We start from the raw sequence: 20,629 nt of genomic DNA, 5'->3' as shown, positions 1-20,629 counted from the left end.
GAGAAGCAATGACACTGACCGCACCTGAAGCTGCGACGACGACTGCGCCCGGCGCTGTCGGCCGCATCGCCCGCGTCACCGGCCCTGTCGTGGACATCGAGTTCCCCCACGACTCGATCCCGGGCATCTACAACGCCCTCAAGACCACGATCGCCATCCCGGGCGCTCCCGAGACCGTGCTGACCCTCGAGGTCGCACAGCACCTCGGCGACGACCTGGTTCGCGCCATCGCCCTGAAGCCGACCGACGGCCTCGTCCGCGGCCAGGAGGTCACCGACACCGGAGAGCCGATCACGGTTCCCGTCGGCGACGTCACCAAGGGCAAGGTCTTCAACGTCATCGGCGAGGTGCTCAACGCTGAGCCGGGCGAGAAGATCGAGATCACGGAGCGCTGGCCCATCCACCGCAAGCCCCCGGCGTTCGACCAGCTGGAGTCGAAGACGGAGCTCTTCGAGACCGGCATCAAGGTCATCGACCTCCTCACGCCCTACGTGCAGGGTGGAAAGATCGGTCTGTTCGGAGGCGCCGGCGTCGGCAAGACCGTTCTTATCCAGGAGATGATCCAGCGCGTTGCGCAGGACCACGGTGGAGTGTCCGTGTTCGCCGGTGTCGGCGAGCGCACCCGTGAGGGCAACGACCTCATCGCCGAGATGGAGGAGGCGGGTGTCTTCGACAAGACGGCCCTCGTGTTCGGCCAGATGGACGAGCCGCCGGGAACGCGTCTGCGCGTCGCCCTGTCGGCGCTGACCATGGCGGAGTACTTCCGCGATGTTCAGAAGCAGGACGTGCTGCTCTTCATCGACAACATCTTCCGCTTCACGCAGGCCGGCTCAGAGGTCTCCACGCTGCTCGGCCGTATGCCTTCGGCCGTGGGCTACCAGCCGAACCTGGCAGACGAGATGGGTATCCTCCAGGAGCGCATCACGTCGACCCGCGGTCACTCGATCACCTCGCTGCAGGCGATCTACGTTCCCGCCGACGACTACACCGACCCGGCCCCGGCCACGACGTTCGCGCACCTCGACGCGACGACCGAGTTGTCGCGTGAGATCGCGTCGAAGGGTCTGTACCCGGCCGTCGACCCGCTGACCTCCACGAGCCGCATCCTCGACCCCCGTTACTTGGGCGAGGATCACTACAACACCGCGGTGCGTATCAAGGCGATCCTCCAGAAGAACAAGGAACTCCAGGAGATCATCGCGATCCTCGGTGTCGACGAGCTGTCCGAAGAAGACAAGATCACCGTGTCGCGCGCCCGTCGCATCCAGCAGTTCCTGTCGCAGAACACCTACATGGCCAAGAAGTTCACGGGCGTGGAGGGTTCGACGGTTCCGCTGAAAGACACGATCGAGTCGTTCTCCGCGATCGCCAACGGTGACTTCGACCACGTGGCCGAGCAGGCCTTCTTCAACGTCGGTGGCATCAACGACGTCGAAGAGAAGTGGGCTCAGATCCAGAAAGAGAACGGCTAGTCATGGCTTCGCCGCTCAGCGTGAGTGTCGTATCGGCCGACCAGGAAGTCTGGTCGGGCGAGGCGACCATGGTCATCGCCAAGACCGTCGAAGGCGAGATCGGCATCCTGGCCGGGCACGAACCTCTCCTGGCCATCCTGGCCGAGGGCGAGGTCCGCGTGACCCAGGCGTCGGGAGCTCGCATCACGGCCCAGGCCGACGACGGATTCCTGTCGGTCGAGAACAACACCATCACCATCGTCGCGCGCAACGCGGCACTCGTTTAACCTAAGCAGGCAGTCCACCTCGTGCTCATCCTCCTTCCGCCGTCCGAGACCAAGCGGGAGGGGGGTGAGGAGGGGCCCCTCGACGTATCGCGGTTGCGGTTTCCCTCGTTGACCGCCACGAGGCGACGCATCCTGCGGGAGGTGCGCACTCTGTCCCGCGACGAGGCCGCGAGCGTGAAGGCCTTGAAGCTCAGCGTCCGCCAGCTGCCAGAGGTGGCGCGGAACCGCAGCGTGACGACCTCTCCGACCATGCCGGCCATCGACCGCTACACCGGGGTCGTCTTCGACGCCCTGGATGCGCAGAGTCTGACTGCGGAGGCGCGGTCTTTTGCGGCGTCCCACCTCGTGATCCAATCCGCCCTGCTCGGGCCCATCGGCGGCCTGGACCAGATTCCGGCGTACCGCCTCTCCCATGATTCGAAGCTGCCCGGCGTGCACCTGGCCAAGACGTGGGCTCCCCTCGTTCCGGCAGAGATCGGCGCCGGTGCCGAGCTCGTGCTCGATTGTCGCTCGGAGGCCTACGTCGCGCTGTCGCCGCTGACGGGCCGGTCGAATTCCTGGTTCCTGCGCGTCGTGACGGAGTCCGACGACGGCAGCGTGCGTGCTCTCAACCACTTCAATAAGAAGTCGAAAGGGCTCCTCACTCGGGCTCTGTTGCTGCACGCTCGAGATCTGGAGTCGATCGATGAGGTGATCGCCGTGGCGCGCGCGGCCGGCATGCGCATGGAGCGCGGCGAACCGGGTGAGGTTCTCCTCTACGCCCCCGCCCCCTGAGGATCATCTCCGCGCACTCTTCGTTGTCGGATTCGCGGTGACGCTAGTCTTGCTGCATGATCTCGACCTATGACTCCGACGGTTCCGCGTCAGGCGCTGCCGCAGCTCTGCTCATCACCATTCTGTTCTCCGCGTTCTACGTGCTGATCTTCGCGGCCGTCTACGTGGTCACGTCGTGGTTTCTGAGCAAGATCTTCGTGAAGGCGGGTGAGCCTGCGTGGAAGGGCTGGGTGCCCGTCTACAACTCGTGGACCTTCCTGGAGCTCGGCGGCCAGGCGGGGTGGTGGGCACTGGTGGCGTTCGTGCCGTTCGTGGGCCTCGCGTCGACGGTGTTCCTCTGCATAGCCGCCTACAACATCGGTCTGCGATTCGCCAAGTCCGGGGCATGGGTGGTCATGTACATCCTCGTTCCGTACGTGTGGTGGGGCATCCTCGCGTTCGACCGGTCTGTCTGGAACCCGCAGCCGCTTGCGGGCATCTTCGTGGCTCCGGATTGGGCCAGGCCCACGAGCGCAATCCTCCGCTACGTGCCGCAGGCTCGACCCGTCTACGCGCCTCAGCCGCCTCAGGGTCCGCAGAACCCGCAGGGCCCGCAGAACCCGACGTACTGACTCAGCGTCGGCCCGCCGCCAGCTCGTCTCCTCGAGCGCAACCGACGGCGTGGTCGTTGATGAGACCGGCAGCCTGCATGAGTGCGTGCATCGTCGTCGGTCCGACGAACTTGAGGCCGAGGCGGCGGAGCGAAGTACTGAGGGCGGTCGATTCGGCGGTGACCGAGAGAACCTGATCGATGGTCTCGGGGCGTGCGTGCGAGGCCGGTGCGTGGCCCCACACGAGGCTGTCGAGGGCACCCGGATCGCCTGAGATGAGGTTGTTAATTATTCTCGCGTTCGAGATGGTGGCCACTATCTTCTGACGATTGCGGATGATCGTGGGGTCGCCTGCGAGTTCGTCGGCCTTCAGCTCGTCGTACTGGGCCACACGCTCGATCGAGAAGTCGTCGAAGGCGGATCGGAAGGCCGTTCGCCGCCGAAGGATGGTGATCCACGAGAGTCCGGCTTGGAAGCCCTCGAGCGCGATCGTCTCGAACAGGGCCTGATCGCCGTGGAGCGGTGCCCCCCATTCCTCGTCGTGGTATCGCCGATACTCGGGGTCGTCGGAGACCCAGCCGCATCGTGCAACGCCGTCGGCGGCGGTCGTGATCAGTTCTCGTGTCATGGTTCCGACAGTATCGCCGGACATCGCGATCGAGGTGGGCCACCCGATCAACCGTGCAGAGGCCAGCCCGGGGCCAGCACGTGTGGAACTCTGTGCACGCGCTCCTCCACCTCGGTGGTTGTCGATGATCTCTCCCCAGCGAGTCGGCTCGGAGCAATGCGCATGCGCCGAGCGGTCCATCGTTGCCCCATGACTTCAGTGGTTAAGGCAAAGAATCCGGCAGACCTCCTGATCGCGCTGCCGCGAATCCTGGGCTACACGCCCACGAACAGCATCGTCGTGCAGACGTTCCAGAGCAGACGCACCGCCGCCTCGTTGCGGGTAGACCTTCCCCCCGACGAGAGATCCTCCCATCCGACCGCCGTTGCCGACGCCATCATCAGATTGATCAGCCGCGTGCCGGGCATCGATGCCGTGCTCGTGCTGATCTACACCGATGAGGAGTGGGATCGGCCTGATCGGCTTCCGCACGCGGCGGTCGTGGAGTCGATCGTCACGCGGATGGCATCGGCCGGCCTCGGCATCGTCGACGCGATGTGCTGTTCCCCGGGTGCGTGGGCGTCGTACCTCGATGCCGAACACGGCGTGATCGACGAGCAGCAGACATCCCGGATCTCGACCGAGCTCGACGCCGCTGGCGCGCCGCACGATGTCGTCGGCATCACGCAGGGAGCTCAGCCGATAGCTCCCATGCCGCCGGAGCAGCGCACGGAGGTTGCCGAGGCGGCCACGGCGATCACGCACGACGTTCACGAGCGGGAGCGACTGTGGGAGTGGCCCGAGGCATCCACGCTCTGGTCCGATGCGATCGAATCCGCCCCGTGCGACCTCCCGCCTGCGGCGATGGCGGCCCTGTTGTGGAGCATCCGAGACAAAGCGGTGCGCGATTGCGTTCTGATGTTCCTGGCATGGGGTGCAGACGCGGGCGACCGGGCATCGGTCGACACGCAGCTGCTGCAGCGAGGGGTTCCCGTGCCGTCCGGCTCCATTCTCGAGACGTTCGTCGGCGACGGCCGCACCGCGCCCGACGGGCTGCGCCTCGAAGGAGCCGTGCGGCTTCTCAGACATCTGGTGTCGTTGGCTCCGCGCCCCTGGCAGCTTGCACCCCTCACCATGCTCGCCTGGTTCGAGTGGGCCCGGGGCCAGGGCTCGGCCGCGGGGGACTACCTCGACGAGGCCCTCTCGATCGGACCGGGGTACGAACTGGCCCGACTCTTCGAACAGCTGATGAGAACAGGCCGGGTGCCCGACTGGATCGGCAGGTCGCCGAACTAGACGGCGATCAGAGTCGGCTCCACGCCTCGGTGAGCACTCCCCGCAGGATCTGCTCGATCTCGTCGAATTCGGGGGGACCGATCGTCAGGGGAGGCGCGAGTTGAATGACCGGATCGCCCCTGTCATCGGCCCGGCAGTAGAGGCCGGCCTCGAAGAGGGCCTTCGAGAGGAAGCCCCTGAGCAGCCTCTCGGACTCCTCGTCGTCGAACGTCTCCTTGGTCGACTTGTCCTTCACCAGTTCGATTCCGAAGAAGTATCCGTCGCCGCGCACGTCGCCCACGATCGGCAGGTCGGTCAGCTTCTCCAACGTCGACCGGAACAGCGGCGAGTGGGTACGCACGTTCTCGTTGAGCTTCTCGTCTTCGAAGATGTCCAGGTTCGCCAGTGCGACGGCGGCCGACACGGGGTGTCCACCGAAAGTGTAGCCGTGCGCGAACGAGGTCGAACCGTGGCGGAACGGCTCGTAGACGCGGTCGCTCACGATTGTCGCGCCGATGGGGGAGTACCCGCTCGTCATCCCCTTCGCGCAGGTGATCATGTCGGGCACGTAGCCGTACTCGTCGCACGCGAACATGTGCCCGATGCGCCCGAACGCGCAGATGACCTCGTCGCTGACCAGCAGCACGTCGTAGCGGTCGCAGATCTCGCGCACCCGCTGGAAGTAGCCGGGCGGCGGGGGAAAGCAGCCGCCGGAATTCTGAACGGGCTCGAGGAAGACGGCCGCAACCGTGTCCGGTCCCTCGAACTGGATCATTTCCTCGATTCTGTCCGCGGCCCAGATGCCGAAGGCGACGGGATCGTCGCCGTGCTCGGGCGCTCGGTAGAAGTTCGTGTTCGGCACGCGGAAACCGCCCGGCGTGACCGGCTCGAACATCGACTTCATCGCCGGAATTCCGGTCACGGCCAGTGCGCCCTGGGTGGTGCCGTGATAGGCCACGGCCCGAGAGATGACCTTGTGCTTGTTCGGCTTTCCCTGCAGCTTCCAGAACTGCTTCGCCAGCTTGAACGCTGTCTCGACGGCCTCGCCGCCGCCGGTGGAGAAGAACACCCGGTTGAGGTCTCCCGGTGCGTAGTGGGCCAGTCGTTCAGCGAGCTCGATGGCGTTGGGGTGCGCGTACGACCAGATCGGGAAGAAGGCCAGTTCCTCGGCCTGGCGCGCGGCCGTCTCGGCCAGTCTCTTTCGACCATGGCCGGCGTTCACCACGAACAGACCCGACAGGCCGTCGATGTACTTTCGGCCACGACTGTCCCAGATGTGATGACCCTCACCACGCGTGATGATGGGAACTCCGGCATCGGACTCCATGACCGACTGCCGACTGAAGTGCATCCAGAGGTGCTCCGCGGCTTTGCGCTGCAGTTCGGCCTCGTCGGCGTCGGAAAAGGCTTCGTTGTTCATCGGGTACCCCAGTTGTAGAGCTGCTTGTGCAGCTTCAGATAGACGAACGTCTCGGTCGAGATGACGCCCTCCAGATGCCTGATCTGCGAATTGAGCAGGCTGATGAGATCGTCGTCGCTCTCGCACACGACCTCGGCCATGATGTCGAAGGTGCCTGCGGTGAGAACCACGTAGTCGACGGCCGGAATCGCCGCGAGGGCATCGGCCACGATGCGCGTGTCGCCCGAGACCTTGAGCCCGATCATCGCCTGCCGATAGAACCCGAGCTGCAAGGGATCTGTGACGGCGACGATCTGCATCACCCCCGAGTCGGTGAGCTTCTGCACACGTTGACGCACCGCAGCCTCACTGAGACCGACGGCCTTGCCGATCTCGGCATACGAGCGTCTGCCGTCCACCTGCAGCTGCTCGATGATCGCCTTGGACGTGTCATCGAGATGGATCTGTCGCGACTTCGGGGCCATGGCTCGATTCTGTCAGTCGTTCGCCCTGTCGGCAAATGAATCCGTCGTTCTTTGCGGCTGCAGCCGCGAAATCGGTTGAATCGTTGAGGGGCGCGTGGCACAGTGGTCCGATGGACACGTACGAGCTGAAGAACTTCGTCAATGGCCGTGAGACGGAGCCGTCGGGCGACGAGCGCCTCGAACTGGTAGACCCTTCCACCGAGCGCGTCTACGGAACGACGCCCATCTCGTCGGAGCGAGAGATCGAGGGCGCCTATCGCGCGGCATCCGATGCATTCGATGGATGGCGCGACAGCACGCCGTCGACACGTCAGCTCGCGCTGTTGCGGATAGCCAACGCGATGGAAGCGCGCGCCGACGAGTTCGCCGATCGTGAATCGCTCGACACAGGCAAGCCCCGTGGAACCCTCGTCGCCGACGAGATCCTGCTCTCGGTCGATCAGATCCGATTCTTCGCCGGTGCCGCTCGGCACCTCGAGGGCCGCAGTGCGGGCGAGTACATGACCGACCACACGTCATTCGTGCGTCGCGAGCCGATCGGGGTCGTGGGGCAGGTCACGCCCTGGAACTACCCGCTGAACATGGCCGTCTGGAAGTTCGCGCCCGCCATCGCCGCAGGAAACACGACCGTTCTCAAGCCGTCGGACACGACGCCGCTCTCGACCCTGCTTCTGGCGGAGGTCGCCGCGGAGTTCCTTCCGCCGGGAGTGCTGAACGTCGTGCTGGGCGACAGATCGACCGGTGCCGCGATGGTGGCGAGTCGGGTTCCGCAACTGGTCTCGATCACGGGCTCGGTGCGAGCGGGAATGGAGGTGGCGAAGGCCGCCGCCGTCGACCTGAAGCGGGTGCACCTCGAGCTCGGGGGCAAGGCGCCCGTCGTGGTGTTCGACGACGCCGACATCCCCAAGACCGTCGCGGGCATCGTCGCAGCGGGGTACTTCAACGCGGGGCAGGATTGCACGGCGGCGACCCGGCTGCTCGTGCAGGAGGGGATCCACGACGAGTTCGTCGCCGCGCTCAGCGAGCATGCCCGCGCGAACGCGCTCACGGGTGCTCCCGATCGCGACGACGTTCTGTTCGGCCCCGTCAACAATGCATCACAGCTCGCGCAGGTCGAGGGATTCCTCGATCGGCTGCCCGACCACGCGACCGTCGAGCTCGGCGGCCGCAGACAGGGCGACACGGGCTTTTTCCACGAGGCGACGATCGTGTCCGGGCTCCACCAGAACGACGAGATCATTCAGAACGAGGTGTTCGGCCCCGTGATCACCGTGCAGTCCTTCGTCGACGAGGCCGAGGCGATCAGGCATGCGAACGGCGTGGACTACGCCCTCGCGTCGAGCGTCTGGACCACCGACCACTCTCGCGCGATGCGCATGGCTCGACGACTCGACTTCGGATGCGTGTGGATCAACACCCACATTCCGATCGTCGCCGAGATGCCCCACGGCGGGTTCAAGCACTCCGGCTACGGCAAGGACCTGTCTGTCTACGGCTTCGAGGACTACACCAGGATCAAGCACGTGATGTCGTTCATCGGCGATTAGGCTCAACGGGTGACAGCAGTTCCAGAGCCGGTCGGCAGGGTCGTGTACGAGCCGGCCTCGTCGCGACGGGAAGTGCTCCTCGTGGCCCCGGGTCTTGTCGCTGTGCTCGGCGGCGACTGCACGCCGGCCGTGCTGTCCCGCGTGTGGGCGGAGATGTCGAGCTCGTCTCCGTCGCTCGAGAAGGTCGTGGAGTCGATTCCCCTGCTCGGGCACGACGGGGTGGCCTCGTTCGCCGTCGCCGCGCTCGAGGGCGGCGACGCGCATCCTCTGCTCGTCTCGGTCGTCGCCCGAGGCGACTCGGTCGTCGACCTGTATTCGGAAGACCGGCCGCCCCGCAGATTCTCCTCGCAGGGACTCCAGCCGTGGCACCTCGCATCGTTCTCGCGAGTCGTCGGCATCCGATTCGCATCGGGCGCCTCGATCGATCCGGTCGCCGATGCGCCGACGGTCTCGGGAGCCGAGCTTCCTCTCGTGTTCGGCGCGGCATCCGCCTCATCGGTGCTCTGGATGCTCGACGACCGTCACGCGGTCGTCGATCCCGGGGCGCGGGGCGGGTCTTCTGGGCCACCGCCGGGCGAGACAGCGCGGGACGACATCGAGATCACCCTCGAACGGGCTCCCGGGCGGCGTCGCGCTCGGCACGGCGGACCGTCGGAAGAGGCGAGTCCGCCGGCGCCGAAGCCGACGCGGGCGCGACCCTGCCGGGTGCGGATCGGATCGCAGGCCCCGTTCGAACTGCACGTCCCGGTGTACATCGGCCGACGACCCCGGGGGCCCCGGCAGACCGGCGGAGACCAGGTGATGCTCATCGAGGTGCCGTCGCCCACCCGCGAGGTCTCGGCATCCCACCTTCTCATCGAGCAGCGCGGCAGGGAGGTCGTCGTCACCGATCTGAAGTCCACGAACGGCACGGCCGTCACTCTGCCCGGTTCCCCTCGGATAAAGTTGTCGCAGGGGGACTCGATCGTTCTTCCCCCGTACAGTCGGATCGAGATCGGTGACGGCACTGTCATCGAGATCCTTCCGGGAGCGGATTGACCGTGGATGACGGCCCGCACCAGCGCAGGTGCCCGTGCCTGTGCGAGAACAGCATGTCGAGGAGAAGAGTCCCGTGACCCAGATCGGTGACAGCAACGCCCACGTGAGCGTTGTCCTTCCCGGCACCGCCGATACGACGCTGACCCTGACCTGGTCCTTCCAGTCCGACCGGGGCAACAAACGTGCCGTCAACGAGGACAGCGTCGTCGCCAATCCGCCTCTGTTCGCGGTAGCCGACGGTATGGGCGGCCATTCCGCGGGCGACATCGCCAGTGCCGCGGTGGTGACCCGTCTCGGAGACATCACCGGCAGGGCCTACATCGACGCCGACACGATCGACCAGGCGCTGGAGTCCGCGCTCGCCGACATCGACCGCGTGGGCGACGAGAGCCTGCTCGGCACGGGAACGACGGTCACCGGGGTCGCCCTGACGATCGTCGACGACACGGCGCAATGGGCCGTCTTCAACATCGGCGACTCCCGGGTCTACCTCTACGCCGATGAGGTGCTGGAGCAGGTCACCACCGACCACTCCGTCGTGCAGGAGATGGTCGCCGCGGGTCTCATCACTCGGGAGCAGGCAGACGTCCATCCCGACAGCAACGTGATCACCCGGGCCGTCGGTTTCCACGAGAAGCCGGTGCCCGACTACTCGCTCATCCCCGTCGAGCCCGGCCAGCGCATCCTCGTCTGTTCCGACGGACTGACGAAGGAGCTCACCGACCACGGCATCCGGCACTACCTCGCGACAACGGAGTCGGCGGAGCGCGCGGCCAGCGAACTCGTCGCCGCGTCTCTCGCCAACGGCGGCAGGGACAACGTGACGGTGCTCGTGCTGGATGTGGCGCTGGCGGTCGACGAGGTCGAGTCGACACGGCCCAGCGAGCGCACACGATGACTGCCGTGAGATGCAAGACCTGCGGCACGACGCTTCCCGAGGGGGCGATGTTCTGCGGCGAGTGCGGCAGTTCCGTTCTCGCGGCGTCCGCGCTCAGCGACACCCAGCACGTGGAGCCTCTTCCCGTCGCAGCTCGTCGTGAGGCACTGACCGCGCCCGCCCGTGTGCCGGCGAGGGCGAGCGCGGCCAGGGCGCTGTTCCGTCTCGTCTTCAGCACGGGGGAGAACGTCGTCGTCTCCGGCCCCGGTCTGATCGGACGCAATCCGGTACCTGGTTCGGCGGACGGGTCGCCGGAGATCGTGCGCATCGTCGATCCCCAACTGAGCGTGTCGAAGACGCACGTCGAGTTCGGGATCGAGGACGGCCTGTTCTGGGTCAGTGACAGGCACTCGGGCAATGGCACGTCCATCTCGGTGCCGGGCGAGGAGTCGCTGGACACCGTGCCGGGCGAACGGTACGGCGTCGTGCGGGGGACCCGCATCCGCATCGGCGAGCAGTTCTTCGACGTTCTCTGACGCCGCTCCGGCCAACGCCTCTTCACAGCGGCGATTCATCGCGCGTTCTCCACGGTCGGTGGTGCCGCTGGCCGACGGCCGGCCCGCACGAGGTGTACTCGGTGCATGACCCGGCGTTCCCGTCTCCCGTCCGGCGACGAGCCCACGCCCCGTGACGAGGTGGTCGACGTCGACGAGGTGCTCGTCATTCCGCGGCGAGCCGACCCGCCTCCGACCGCACCCTTTCCCCTTGTGGGTTCGCTTGCACCCCTGGCGGTCGCCCTCCTCGTGTGGCTCGTTCTTCAGTCGCCGCTCGCATTCCTCTTCGCGCTCCTGTCGCCCGTCATGGCCGTGGCCGGACTCCTCGATCGACGGGTGGGCGCACGGCGGGCGAGACGACGAGACGACGCCGAGCTCGCTCGAAGGCGGCAGGTGTTCGGAGGCAGGGTGGCCGCGTTCCACGCGCAAGAGATCGATTCCCTGAATCGACGAGCACCGTCTGCCCGCACCATTCTGGAGCGCCCGGCGAACCCGTTCACCGCCACCGCGCCGGGCCAGGCTGCCGTCGCCCTCGGTTCCGGGCCCGTCAGGAGTGGGATCCGTGTGGAGGGAGGGCTCGACGAGGACGATCCCGACGGGCGACGACTGCGCAGCGATGCACTGGTGCTGGCTCGAGCACCCGTGCTCGCATCGCCGCCCGTGCGCATCGCCGTGGTCGGTGCGAGACCCCTCGCGCATGCCGTGGCTCGCGGCTACGCCGTGCAGCTCGCCGCTGCCCTGTCGCCGCCCGCGGCCGCCTTCGTGACGACATCGGCACATCGCGACCAGAATTCCGAGCACTGGGGTTGGGCTCGTTCTCTGCCGCATTTCGGCCATGACGAGGTGCGACTCGGGGCTGTCGGCGAAGCGCGGGCCCCGCTTCCTCCGACGTTCGTGGTGGTGGCCACCGCGCTCGACGAGGTTCCGCCCGAGGCGACCGTCGTCGTGGCCGCGGATTCGATTGCCGGGGTGACGGTTCTGCGCCACCCGATGCTCGCGTCGCCACTCGCCATCACGGGCGAGTTCGTGTCTGTCGTTCAGGCCGAGGCGTTCACCGGGCGGCTACGGCGACAGGCGAGCGCGGCCCTTCCCGCCGCCGGACTGCCTGCTCGTATCTCGTCCATCGAGCTCGAGAGTATGCCGGATGCGCGCGGGGCCCGCACGGGGCCGCCGTCATCGGCGGGCCTCAGCGCCGCGCTCGGAGTGGGGGAGGACGGCGAGGTCTTCAGGCTCGACCTCGTCGAAGAGGGACCCCATGCCGTGGTCGCGGGAACAACGGGGAGCGGCAAGAGCGAACTCCTCGTCACCTGGGTCGCTTCGCTCGCCCGCGCCTACGACGCGTCAGAGTTCACGGTTCTGCTCGTGGACTTCAAGGGCGGCTCCGCCTTCGATGCGCTGACCGGGCTCGAGCAGTGCGTGGGTCTCATCACCGATCTCGACCCTGAGGGCGCCGGACGCGCGCTCTCCAGCCTCAGGGCCGAGATTCGGCGGCGGGAGACGACGCTCCGGCATGCCGGAGCCCGGGACATCTCCGACACCCGCATGGTCGGTCGATTGCCCCGCCTCGTGATCGTCGTCGACGAGTTCGCCGCCATGCTGTCCGAGTTTCCGCAACTGCACGACGTGTTCGCCGACATCGCCGCACGCGGGCGCTCGCTCGGACTGCACCTCGTGCTGTGCACCCAGAGGCCATCGGGCGTCGTGCGGGATTCGCTGCTCGCAAACTGCGAACTCCGGCTGTCGCTGCGGGTGAACAACGCCGCCGACTCCCTGGCGATCATCGGCAGCGACGCAGCGTCCACCCTGTCGGCCGAGTTTCGTGGCCGGTGCTTCGTCTCCGCCGCGGGTCGTGCGCCGATTCAGGTGCAGGTCGCCCACACCGATCCGTTCAGCATCGCCGCTCGCCCCGGCCCGCCGGGTGAGACCGTGCGGGCGCCCTGGCTGCCGGCTCTGCCTCGCCTGCTCAGGCTCGCCGACGTGCCGACATCCTCGTCGGGCATCGCGATCGGTCGCTTCGACCTTCCCGAGGAGCAGACCCAGCCGGTCGCGCTGTACGACCCTGTCGAACACGGGCACCTCCTGGTGCTCGGATCGTCGAAATCGGGCAAATCGACCCTGCTCGAGACGATCAGTCGGCAGTCGGCCGCGACGATGGTGGTCGGGGCGGGGATCGAGGACTCGTGGGACGCGCTGCACCGGGTCGTCGAGCTGTGCCACGCGAGGCGGGCGCGGGGCGGGGAGCACTCGTCTCTCGTCGTCGTCGTCGACGACATCGATTCAGTGTTGCGTCGTTTCGATGCTGAGTACCAGACCGAACTGACCGCAGCGCTCACGATGCTCCTGCGCGACGGACCGTCGTGCGGCATCACGTTCGTGGCCGCGGCGCAGCGACTGGCGGCGCCGCTGAGCGCGCTCGCGCCGCTGTTTCCCGAGCGCATCCACCTTCGCTTCGCGTCTCGGCAGGAGTACATCGTCGCCGAGGGCGCCGCGCGCGATCACGACGCGCGACTGGCCGCGGGGGGCGGACACTGGAGGGGTGCGCGGCTGCAGGTCGCCGTCGCCGACCCTGTGCCCCGGTCGCGAACCGAAGCAGCGCACGATCACCGATCGCTCGTGGGCTCTCCGCCGCCTCGTCCTCTATCGTCACCGCGGCAGCTGCTGGTCGTGTCGCCCCGACCCGCGCCCTTCCTCGATCGCAGCAACGGCATCGTCACCGATGCGACTCGGCTGATCGACGCGGGCGATCGCGCGGCTCTCTCCGAGTTCTCGTCACGCGGTGGCGAGCAGGCCTGGATCGTCGGCACGCCCGATGCGTGGCTCGCTGCCTGGACGACGTTCGCGGTGCTGAAGACGACGATCCCCGTCTACTTCGACGGCTGCACACTGGGTGACTTCCGCTCGCTCACGCGCCGCCGCGACCTGCCCCCTCCGGTCGAGCCCGGCCGCCCCGCCGGATGGCTTGTCGACCCCGACGGCTCGATCGCTCGATTAGAGCCCGCGGAGGTTTCCGTCCGCCGATTCCCGGAATCGAAGCGGATTTCGTGAAGATCATGTTTCGAGATCGACGTTCTGCCCCTCTTTTTCCCCACGAGGCCACCGGCTGTGCCACTATCAGACCACCCTGACGACAGCAGAGTTCGGAGACCCACCCGTCATGAACCCCCCACTGCCGCACGACCCGATGATCCGGCAGGCGATCGCCTACGCACGATCCATGCAGCGCGCGAAGCAGCTCTCGCTCTCGCGCCGATCCGTGCTCGCGGGGGCGGGAATGGGGCTGGGGGCGCTCGCCCTCGCCGCCTGTTCCACCGGACCGCGGCCTGCTCCGCTGGCCGCCGTCGATTCGTCCGACAGCGACAAGAGCCTCGTGTGGGACAACTGGCCGGCCTACCTCGACGAGGACGACGACGGCAAATACCCGACGCTGATCGGGTTCGAGGAGCAGACCGGAATCCGCGTGACCTACAACGTCGCCGTCGACGACAACAACACCTACTACGGCAAGGTCAAAGACCAGTTGGCCCTCGGACAGGACATCGGCGCCGACACGGTCTGCCTCACGGAATGGATGGTCTCACGCCTCGTGCGCAAGGGCTACGTGCAGGAGCTCGACGCCGCGAACATCCCGAACAAGAAGAACCTGCTGCCGTCGCTCGCCGAACCGGACTTCGATCCCGGCCGCAGTTTCTCACTTCCCTGGCAAGGCGGTTTCGCGGGAATCTGCTGGAACAAGGAACGTCTGCCGAAGGGTCTCAAGTCGGTCGACGACCTGTGGAACCCCGAGCTCAAGGGTCGAGTCGGAGTGCTGAGCGAGATGCGGGACACGATCGGCGTCATCATGCAGTCGCAGGGCACCGACATCTCGGGCGACTGGGGCGAAGACGACTTCATGGATGCCGTCGATCTGTTCCGCAAACAGGTCGACGACGGGCAGGTGCGCAACATCAAGGGCAACGCCTACCTCAACGACCTGCAGAACGAGGACACCCTGGCGGCCATCTGCTGGTCGGGCGACATCACCCTCATCAATGCGGAGGCGGGCGACAAGTGGGAGTTCATCCTCCCCGACTCCGGCGGCACCCTCTGGAACGACACCTTCGTCGTGCCCATGGGATCGACCCGCAAGGCGAACGCCGAGGCGCTCATGAACTACTACTACGAGCCCGAGGTGGCCGCGGAGGTGGCGGCCTGGGTCAACTACATCACTCCGGTCGTCGGGGCCAAGGAGGCGATGGAGGCCATCGATCCCGAGCTGGCGGACAACCAGCTGATCTTCCCCGACGAGACGACCCTTCGAGACGCGCACGTATTCCGAACATTGACAGCAGAGGAAGAGAAGACCTTGGGCACCGAATTCCAGAAAGTGTTGTTGGGCATCTGATGGCGGCCATGGGCACGTTCGCCGAGGCGGGAGCCGATCTCGAGTTCATCGACATCAGCAAGAGGTTCCCCGGGTTCACCGCCATAGAGAACCTCAACCTCACGATCCCCGCCGGTTCGTTCTTCGCGTTGCTCGGCCCCTCGGGCTGCGGCAAGACGACCACGCTCCGACTGGTCGCCGGTCTCGAGGAGCCGTCCGCAGGACGCATCCTCATCGGCGGCACCGATGTGACGCAGACGAAGTCGTTCCAGCGCCCGGTCAACACGGTCTTCCAGTCGTACGCCCTCTTCCCGCACATGACGGTGCTCGAGAACGTGGCCTTCGGGCTGCGTCGTCGAAAGATCGACGACCCCCTGGGCAAGGCCCACGAGGCACTGAGGCTCGTCGAACTCGACCACGTGGCTGCGCGCCGGCCCGCCCAGCTCTCGGGCGGCCAGCAGCAGCGCGTGGCCCTGGCGAGGGCGATCGTGAACCGCCCCGCCCTCCTGCTCCTCGATGAACCCTTGGGAGCACTCGATCTCAAGCTGCGCCGGCAGATGCAGCTCGAGTTGAAGAGCATCCAGACCGAGATCGGACTGACCTTCCTTCATGTGACCCACGACCAGGAGGAGGCCATGACGATGGCCGACATCGTAGCGGTCATGAATAAGGGCGAGATCGAGCAGATGGGAGCTCCCGAGCAGCTCTACGAGCTGCCGCGAACGGCCTTCGTCGCCAACTTCCTCGGCCAATCGAACCTCTTCACTGGACCCGTCACAGGTTCCACCGCAGACGCGATCACGGTCGACATCTCGGGCAGGGGCATCGTTGTCCCCCGCACGCGGGCACAGCGGCACGCGGGCGAGGTGACGATCGGAGTGAGGCCGGAGAAGCTCCTCCTCCACATCGAGGCTCCGACCGCCGATGCCGGCATCAACGTGCTCGGGCCGGGCCGGGTCACCGACGTCTCGTTCTCGGGCGTCAGCACGTCGTACATCGTGCAGATCCCCGGCCTCGGAGCCGTGACCGTGTTCGCTCAGAACATGGTCTTCGGCCCCGTGGTCAACGAGGGGGCTGAAGTCTGGGTGAGCTGGACGGTCGATCACGGGTTCGGGCTCGAGGACGAACCCGCGCCAGGATCGCGGTTCCCCTCGGACTCCTCGACGAACGCGATCGCGGTTCAGCGCCGTGCCGATCTCGAGACAGAACTGGAAGGGGCCTAGCCCGTGGCCTTCGCCGCCTTCGCCTCGACAGACGCGGTCGTCACGAAACCGGCCAGGCGGGCCTCGACGGTCGCGCTCGTGATGCTGCTGCCCGGCATCCTGTACATGCTGCTGTTCTTCCTGACGCCGCTGATCTCGCTCGTGATCACATCGTTCCAGGCTGAACTGCCCGGCGGCGACATCGGCGACTACGTTCCGGGCCTGCAATGGCAGAACTACGTCGACAGCGCCAGCGAGTACCTGCCCCATATCCTCCGCGCCTTCGGATACGCGCTGGTGGCGACCGTGTTCGCCCTCGTCATCAGTTATCCCATCGCGTACTTCATCGGGGTGAAGGCACGCCGGTGGCCACTGCTCCAGAGCCTCATGCTCACCTTGGTGATCGCGCCGTTCTTCATCAGCTTCCTGCTTCGCACCCTCGCATGGAAGCAGATCCTGTCCGATGAGTCGCCCGTCGTGCTCGCACTCAAGGCCGTGGCCATCCTGCCGGCAGACGGTCACCTGACGGGAACACCTTTCGCGGTCATCTTCGGCCTGACGTACAACTTCATCCCGTTCATGACACTTCCGCTCTACACAACGCTGGAGCGCCTCGACATCCGCTTCCTCGAGGCGGGAAACGACCTCTATGCGAGCCCTGCCACGACGTTCCTCAAGGTCACGGTTCCCCTGTCGATGCCGGGAATCATCTCGGGAACCCTGCTCACGTTCATTCCCGCCGCGGGCGACTACATCAACGCGAGCCGCGACTTCCTGGGCTCGAGCAAGACCGCGATGCTCGGCAACGCGATCGAAGCCAACTTCCTCACCCTGCAGAACTACCCGGTCGCGGCGGCGCTCTCCATCATCCTGATGGCCGTGATTCTCATACTCGTCGGCGTCTACGTGCGCCGCAGCGGAACGGAGGACCTGCTGTGACGGCCCTGCCCCTCGACACTGCGAATCAGGCCGGGCCCGATCCAGCAGCCGGGCGGCGACCGCGTCGCAGACTGTCCGGTCTCGGACTGCCCATCTACGTTGCCCTGGCTCTCGTGTTCCTGCTCATTCCCATCGGATACACGTTCGTCTTCTCGTTCAACGACTCCGTGAAGTCGAACCTGGCCTGGCGCGGCTTCACCCTCGAGAAGTGGCTGACCGTCTGCAACGAACCCGGGCTCTGCGAGGCGTTCGGCAACAGCATCCTCGTCGGGGTCGTGGCCACGGTGCTCGCGACGGCGCTCGGAACGGCGATCGCCATCGCCCTCGTGCGGTACCGGTTCCGGTTCCGGTCGAGCATCAGCCTGCTGCTGTTCCTGCCGATGGCCACACCCGAGGTGGTGCTGGGCGCGGGCCTCGCCGCCCAGTTCCTGGCCCTCGGTACGCAGAAGGGCATCGTCACGGTGATCCTCGCCCATACGATGTTCTGCATCAGCTTCGTCGTCGTGACGGTCAAGGCACGGGTGGCTGGGCTCGATCCTGCGCTCGAGGAAGCCGGACGCGACCTGTACGGATCTGCTGCGCAGGTCTTCTGGCGCATCACCTTCCCGTTGCTGCTCCCGGGCATCCTGGCCGCGGCGCTGCTGTCGTTCGCGCTGAGCTTCGACGACTTCATCATCACGAACTTCAACGCCGGCTCGGTCGACACCTTCCCGAAGTTCATCTACATCGCGGCGGCCCGGGGGATCCCCGCCGAGGCGAATGTCATCGCGTCGGCCGTCTTCATCCTCGCGATCGCGATCGTCGTGGTGAGCCAGGTCAGTCGAGCGGCCCGGCAGAAGAGACTCGACCGGCTCTCGTGATCGCGGCGTAGGCGGCGAGCCTCCGAGTCAGGCGGTGACTCTGATCGCTCCGACGGGTTTGCCCCCGCCGAGAACGGTCAGGTCGAAGCGAGCGAGAAGAGTGTCGACGCCGCGGCGGTCGATCGCTTCCGCGCGCACGAGGAGTTCGAGCGCGACGAGCGCGGCCGCGCGCAGGCTGCCATCGAGGATCTTGAGTGCGACCGCCACACCGGAGAGTGTGGACATGACCATGACCCCTTCGGCTCCGAGCTTCGCGAAGATCTGCAGCTCGTCGATCACCAGCGTGTTCTGCTCGCCGGGAGCGTCGACCGCCCAGCCGTTGGCGAGAACCGAGTCGACGAGCCATTCGGAATCGGGCGTGCTGCGCTGCGCTATGCGTGACACGCCGCGAGCGAGGCCTCGCAGCGAGATCGCGTGCACGGGTGCGCCGCATCCGTCGACACCCGATGCCACGATCGTCTCGCCGGTCTCCCGCTCGATGACCTCGCGCACGCGCAGTTGCAGGGGATGGCCCGGGTCGAGGTAGTCGGTCGTGCTCCAGCCCTGCTGAACGCACGCCAGCAGCATGGCTGCGTGCTTGCCCGAGCAGTTCATGAAGACACGCTGCACTCCGGCGTCGGCGCGGATCACGGCGTCGCGGGCGGCCCTGTCACCTGGCCAGTCCGCCGGGCATCCGAGGTCGGATTCGACCAGAGCTGCGAGTGCGAGGATCTCGCGCACGACCTCGACGTGCGCCGACGTGCCACCGTGACTCGCCATCGACAGGGCGGTCTGCAGGGGACTGAGGTGCACGCCCGCCTCGCGGATGGCCAGAGCCTGGAAGGGCTTGAGGCTGGAACGCGGAAACACGGGCGCCCCGGCGTCGCCCAGCTCGTCGATGATCGCGCCGTCCGGTGCGACCACGACGGCCGCGCCCACATGACGCGACTCGACGAACCCGCTGCGCTCGAGGACCGCCAGCTCGACGGCCCCGTCGATCGTGACGGCGCCCGCTGCCACCGAGCTCATCGCAGGGTCGCCATGGCCTCGTCGATCACGCCGAGCGCGTCGGTGAGGAGCGCGTCGGAGATGGCCAGACTCGGGAGGAAGCGCACGATGTTGCCGTACGTTCCCGCATTCAACACGAGGACGCCGTGCTCGGCGGCGTAGGCCACGATGGCGTCGACGGCCTTCGGGTTGGGCTCCTTCGTCGTCGCTCCTGTTCCGGGCTGCACCAGCTCCATCGCGATCATGGCGCCGACGCCCCGGATGTCGCCGATGATGTCGTATTTCGAGGCGAGGGTCTCGAGGCCGGTGACCAGCGTCTGTTCGATGCGTGTCGCTTCGGCCAGCAGGTTGTCGTTCTCGATCTGCTCGAAGACGGCGACGGCTGCAGCGGCGGCCACGGGGTTTCCGCCGAATGTGCCGCCCAGGCCACCGGGAAGGGCTGCGTCCATGATGTCCGCGCGTCCGGTGACGCCGGCGAGGGGGAGACCGCCCGCGATGCCTTTGGCGCTCAGCACCATGTCGGGCACCAGGCCGAAGTGCTCGCTCGCGAAGTACGCACCCGTGCGGGCCATGCCGCTCTGGATCTCGTCGGCGATGAAGACGACGCCGTTGTCGGTGCACCACTGCTGCAGTGCGGGCAGGTAGCCGTCGGCAGGCACGACGAAGCCGCCTTCGCCCTGGATCGGCTCGACCACCAGGCAGGCGAGGTCGTACGCGCCGACGGTCTTCTCGAGGTAGCCGATGGTGCGCTCCGCCGCCTCGGCGCCGGTGAGGCCGTCGTGGTAGGGATACGAGTTGGGCGCACGGTAGACGGCTCCCGCGAGGGGGCCGAATCCGGTGGCGTACGGCGCCGCCTTGAAGTTCATGGCCATGGTCAGGTTCGTGCGGCCGTGGTAGGCGTGCTCGAGCACGGCCACGCCCGTGCGGCGCGTGTACTTGCGCGCGATCTTGACCGCGTTCTCGACGGCCTCGGCTCCGGAGTTGACGAGGACGGTCTTCTTCGCGAAGTCGCCCGGGGTGTGCTCCGCGAGCAGCTCGGCCACGCGCACGTACTCCTCGTAGGGCGTGACCGTGAAGAGCGTGTGCGTCACCTTGCCCAGCTGGGCAGTCGCCGCCTCGATGACACGGGCGGAGGTGTGGCCGACCGTGGTCACGCCGATGCCGGCTCCGAGGTCGATGAACTGATTGCCATCGACGTCGACGAGGATGGCGCCGTTGGCCTTCTCGATGTAGACGGGAAGAGCCGTGCCGACCCCCACCGGCACAACGGCCAGTCGTCGCTCGTGCAGTGCGATGCTTCGAGGGCCGGGGATCGCCGTGACGACCTTCCGCTCCTGGGCGACGGTGTAGGAGGAACTCAGCGTGTCAGTCATGATGAGGGCAAGTTTACCGTCGGG

Annotated in this window: 19 protein-coding genes; 14 read left to right on the top strand and 5 right to left on the bottom strand. The window is 66.8% G+C overall.

Annotated elements, in window-relative coordinates; all coding sequences use genetic code 11:
* Window positions 1-8: 8 nt before the first annotated feature.
* The 4 genes from atpD to ASF51_RS11255 are packed head-to-tail and all read left to right on the top strand — an operon-like array spanning window position 9 to window position 3,123.
* Window positions 9-1,472 carry a F0F1 ATP synthase subunit beta gene (atpD, locus tag ASF51_RS11270; protein WP_044438700.1) on the top strand — a complete coding sequence of 488 codons (1,464 nt, stop codon included), beginning with the start codon at window positions 9-11 and terminating at the stop codon, window positions 1,470-1,472.
* Window positions 1,473-1,474: 2 nt separating this feature from the next.
* A complete protein-coding gene (locus ASF51_RS11265) occupies window positions 1,475-1,738 on the top strand; it encodes a F0F1 ATP synthase subunit epsilon (RefSeq protein WP_055929398.1) in 264 nt (87 codons plus the stop codon).
* A 21-nt stretch (window positions 1,739-1,759) separates the two neighbouring features.
* Window positions 1,760-2,512 carry a YaaA family protein gene (locus ASF51_RS11260; protein WP_055929395.1) on the top strand — a complete coding sequence of 251 codons (753 nt, stop codon included), beginning with the start codon at window positions 1,760-1,762 and terminating at the stop codon, window positions 2,510-2,512.
* 56 nt (window positions 2,513-2,568) lie between these two features.
* The gene (locus tag ASF51_RS11255; RefSeq protein WP_055929392.1) at window positions 2,569-3,123 is read left to right on the top strand and encodes a DUF5684 domain-containing protein; all 555 of its coding nucleotides are present in this window, start codon (window positions 2,569-2,571) and stop codon (window positions 3,121-3,123) included.
* A 1-nt stretch (window position 3,124) separates the two neighbouring features.
* On the opposite strand, the gene ASF51_RS11250 is transcribed toward ASF51_RS11255, so the two are convergent.
* A complete protein-coding gene (locus tag ASF51_RS11250) occupies window positions 3,125-3,730 on the bottom strand; it encodes a DNA-3-methyladenine glycosylase I (RefSeq protein WP_055930768.1) in 606 nt (201 codons plus the stop codon).
* A gap of 189 nt (window positions 3,731-3,919) precedes the next feature.
* On the opposite strand from ASF51_RS11250, the gene ASF51_RS11245 reads away from it, so the two are divergent.
* Window positions 3,920-5,005: a DUF4192 domain-containing protein gene (locus ASF51_RS11245; protein ID WP_162236945.1), complete on the top strand. Its 1,086-nt coding sequence runs from the start codon at window positions 3,920-3,922 to the stop codon at window positions 5,003-5,005.
* Window positions 5,006-5,012: 7 nt separating this feature from the next.
* On the opposite strand, the gene ASF51_RS11240 is transcribed toward ASF51_RS11245, so the two are convergent.
* Both ASF51_RS11240 and ASF51_RS11235 read right to left on the bottom strand, forming a co-directional pair.
* The gene (locus ASF51_RS11240; protein WP_055929387.1) at window positions 5,013-6,404 is read right to left on the bottom strand and encodes an aspartate aminotransferase family protein; all 1,392 of its coding nucleotides are present in this window, start codon (window positions 6,402-6,404) and stop codon (window positions 5,013-5,015) included.
* Window positions 6,401-6,868: an Lrp/AsnC family transcriptional regulator gene (locus tag ASF51_RS11235; RefSeq protein WP_055929384.1), complete on the bottom strand. Its 468-nt coding sequence runs from the start codon at window positions 6,866-6,868 to the stop codon at window positions 6,401-6,403. Before ASF51_RS11235 ends, ASF51_RS11240 begins: the two co-directional genes overlap by 4 nt.
* Window positions 6,869-6,978: 110 nt before the next feature.
* On the opposite strand from ASF51_RS11235, the gene ASF51_RS11230 reads away from it, so the two are divergent.
* The 9 genes from ASF51_RS11230 (at window position 6,979) to ASF51_RS11190 (ending at window position 18,245) form a co-directional block, all read left to right on the top strand.
* On the top strand, window positions 6,979-8,415 hold the full coding sequence (locus ASF51_RS11230; protein WP_055929381.1) for a gamma-aminobutyraldehyde dehydrogenase: 1,437 nt from the start codon (window positions 6,979-6,981) through the stop codon (window positions 8,413-8,415).
* Window positions 8,416-8,424: 9 nt separating this feature from the next.
* Window positions 8,425-9,453 carry an FHA domain-containing protein gene (locus ASF51_RS11225; protein WP_157412109.1) on the top strand — a complete coding sequence of 343 codons (1,029 nt, stop codon included), beginning with the start codon at window positions 8,425-8,427 and terminating at the stop codon, window positions 9,451-9,453.
* A 73-nt stretch (window positions 9,454-9,526) separates the two neighbouring features.
* Entirely contained in the window at window positions 9,527-10,351 is an 825-nt protein-coding gene (locus ASF51_RS11220) for a protein phosphatase 2C domain-containing protein (protein WP_055930764.1), read from the top strand.
* A gap of 5 nt (window positions 10,352-10,356) precedes the next feature.
* Window positions 10,357-10,866 (top strand): zinc-ribbon domain-containing protein, encoded by a 510-nt coding sequence (locus tag ASF51_RS18715; protein WP_162236944.1) that lies wholly within the window; start codon window positions 10,357-10,359, stop codon window positions 10,864-10,866.
* A 105-nt stretch (window positions 10,867-10,971) separates the two neighbouring features.
* Window positions 10,972-13,929: an FtsK/SpoIIIE domain-containing protein gene (locus tag ASF51_RS11210; protein WP_055929375.1), complete on the top strand. Its 2,958-nt coding sequence runs from the start codon at window positions 10,972-10,974 to the stop codon at window positions 13,927-13,929.
* A 109-nt stretch (window positions 13,930-14,038) separates the two neighbouring features.
* Complete coding sequence (locus ASF51_RS11205) at window positions 14,039-15,265, top strand: PotD/PotF family extracellular solute-binding protein (protein ID WP_055929373.1); 1,227 nt, start codon at window positions 14,039-14,041, stop codon at window positions 15,263-15,265.
* On the top strand, window positions 15,265-16,467 hold the full coding sequence (locus ASF51_RS11200; protein WP_055929370.1) for an ABC transporter ATP-binding protein: 1,203 nt from the start codon (window positions 15,265-15,267) through the stop codon (window positions 16,465-16,467). The genes ASF51_RS11205 and ASF51_RS11200 overlap by 1 nt, the downstream gene beginning before the upstream one ends.
* Window positions 16,468-16,470: 3 nt before the next feature.
* Window positions 16,471-17,385, top strand: coding sequence for an ABC transporter permease (locus tag ASF51_RS11195; protein WP_055929367.1), 915 nt, complete (start codon window positions 16,471-16,473; stop codon window positions 17,383-17,385).
* A 71-nt stretch (window positions 17,386-17,456) separates the two neighbouring features.
* Complete coding sequence (locus tag ASF51_RS11190) at window positions 17,457-18,245, top strand: ABC transporter permease (RefSeq protein WP_235497249.1); 789 nt, start codon at window positions 17,457-17,459, stop codon at window positions 18,243-18,245.
* 27 nt (window positions 18,246-18,272) lie between these two features.
* Here ASF51_RS11190 and ASF51_RS11185 read toward each other — a convergent pair whose 3' ends face one another.
* Both ASF51_RS11185 and gabT read right to left on the bottom strand, forming a co-directional pair.
* On the bottom strand, window positions 18,273-19,253 hold the full coding sequence (locus ASF51_RS11185) for an asparaginase (protein ID WP_055929364.1): 981 nt from the start codon (window positions 19,251-19,253) through the stop codon (window positions 18,273-18,275).
* Window positions 19,250-20,605 carry a 4-aminobutyrate--2-oxoglutarate transaminase gene (gene gabT, locus ASF51_RS11180; RefSeq protein ID WP_082479744.1) on the bottom strand — a complete coding sequence of 452 codons (1,356 nt, stop codon included), beginning with the start codon at window positions 20,603-20,605 and terminating at the stop codon, window positions 19,250-19,252. Before gabT ends, ASF51_RS11185 begins: the two co-directional genes overlap by 4 nt.
* Between the last annotated feature and the right edge of the window lie 24 nt (window positions 20,606-20,629).

Origin of the sequence: Agreia sp. Leaf283 (assembly GCF_001422485.1) — a bacterium.
GTDB lineage: Bacteria > Actinomycetota > Actinomycetes > Actinomycetales > Microbacteriaceae > Agreia.
Note: the sequence above shows the minus strand (reverse complement) of the source record. Positions and strands in the feature narration are given on the sequence as shown.

Coding starts and splice junctions, on each gene's coding strand:
- atpD (WP_044438700.1), top strand. CDS start 9: ATGACACTGACCGCACCTGAAGCTGCGACGACGACTGCGCCCGGCGCT.
- ASF51_RS11210 (WP_055929375.1), top strand. CDS start 10,972: ATGACCCGGCGTTCCCGTCTCCCGTCCGGCGACGAGCCCACGCCCCGT.
- ASF51_RS11255 (WP_055929392.1), top strand. CDS start 2,569: ATGATCTCGACCTATGACTCCGACGGTTCCGCGTCAGGCGCTGCCGCA.
- ASF51_RS11240 (WP_055929387.1), bottom strand. CDS start 6,404: ATGAACAACGAAGCCTTTTCCGACGCCGACGAGGCCGAACTGCAGCGC.
- gabT (WP_082479744.1), bottom strand. CDS start 20,605: ATGACTGACACGCTGAGTTCCTCCTACACCGTCGCCCAGGAGCGGAAG.
- ASF51_RS11245 (WP_162236945.1), top strand. CDS start 3,920: ATGACTTCAGTGGTTAAGGCAAAGAATCCGGCAGACCTCCTGATCGCG.
- ASF51_RS11250 (WP_055930768.1), bottom strand. CDS start 3,730: ATGACACGAGAACTGATCACGACCGCCGCCGACGGCGTTGCACGATGC.
- ASF51_RS11235 (WP_055929384.1), bottom strand. CDS start 6,868: ATGGCCCCGAAGTCGCGACAGATCCATCTCGATGACACGTCCAAGGCG.
- ASF51_RS11265 (WP_055929398.1), top strand. CDS start 1,475: ATGGCTTCGCCGCTCAGCGTGAGTGTCGTATCGGCCGACCAGGAAGTC.
- ASF51_RS11230 (WP_055929381.1), top strand. CDS start 6,979: ATGGACACGTACGAGCTGAAGAACTTCGTCAATGGCCGTGAGACGGAG.
- ASF51_RS11185 (WP_055929364.1), bottom strand. CDS start 19,253: ATGAGCTCGGTGGCAGCGGGCGCCGTCACGATCGACGGGGCCGTCGAG.
- ASF51_RS11200 (WP_055929370.1), top strand. CDS start 15,265: ATGGCGGCCATGGGCACGTTCGCCGAGGCGGGAGCCGATCTCGAGTTC.
- ASF51_RS11205 (WP_055929373.1), top strand. CDS start 14,039: ATGAACCCCCCACTGCCGCACGACCCGATGATCCGGCAGGCGATCGCC.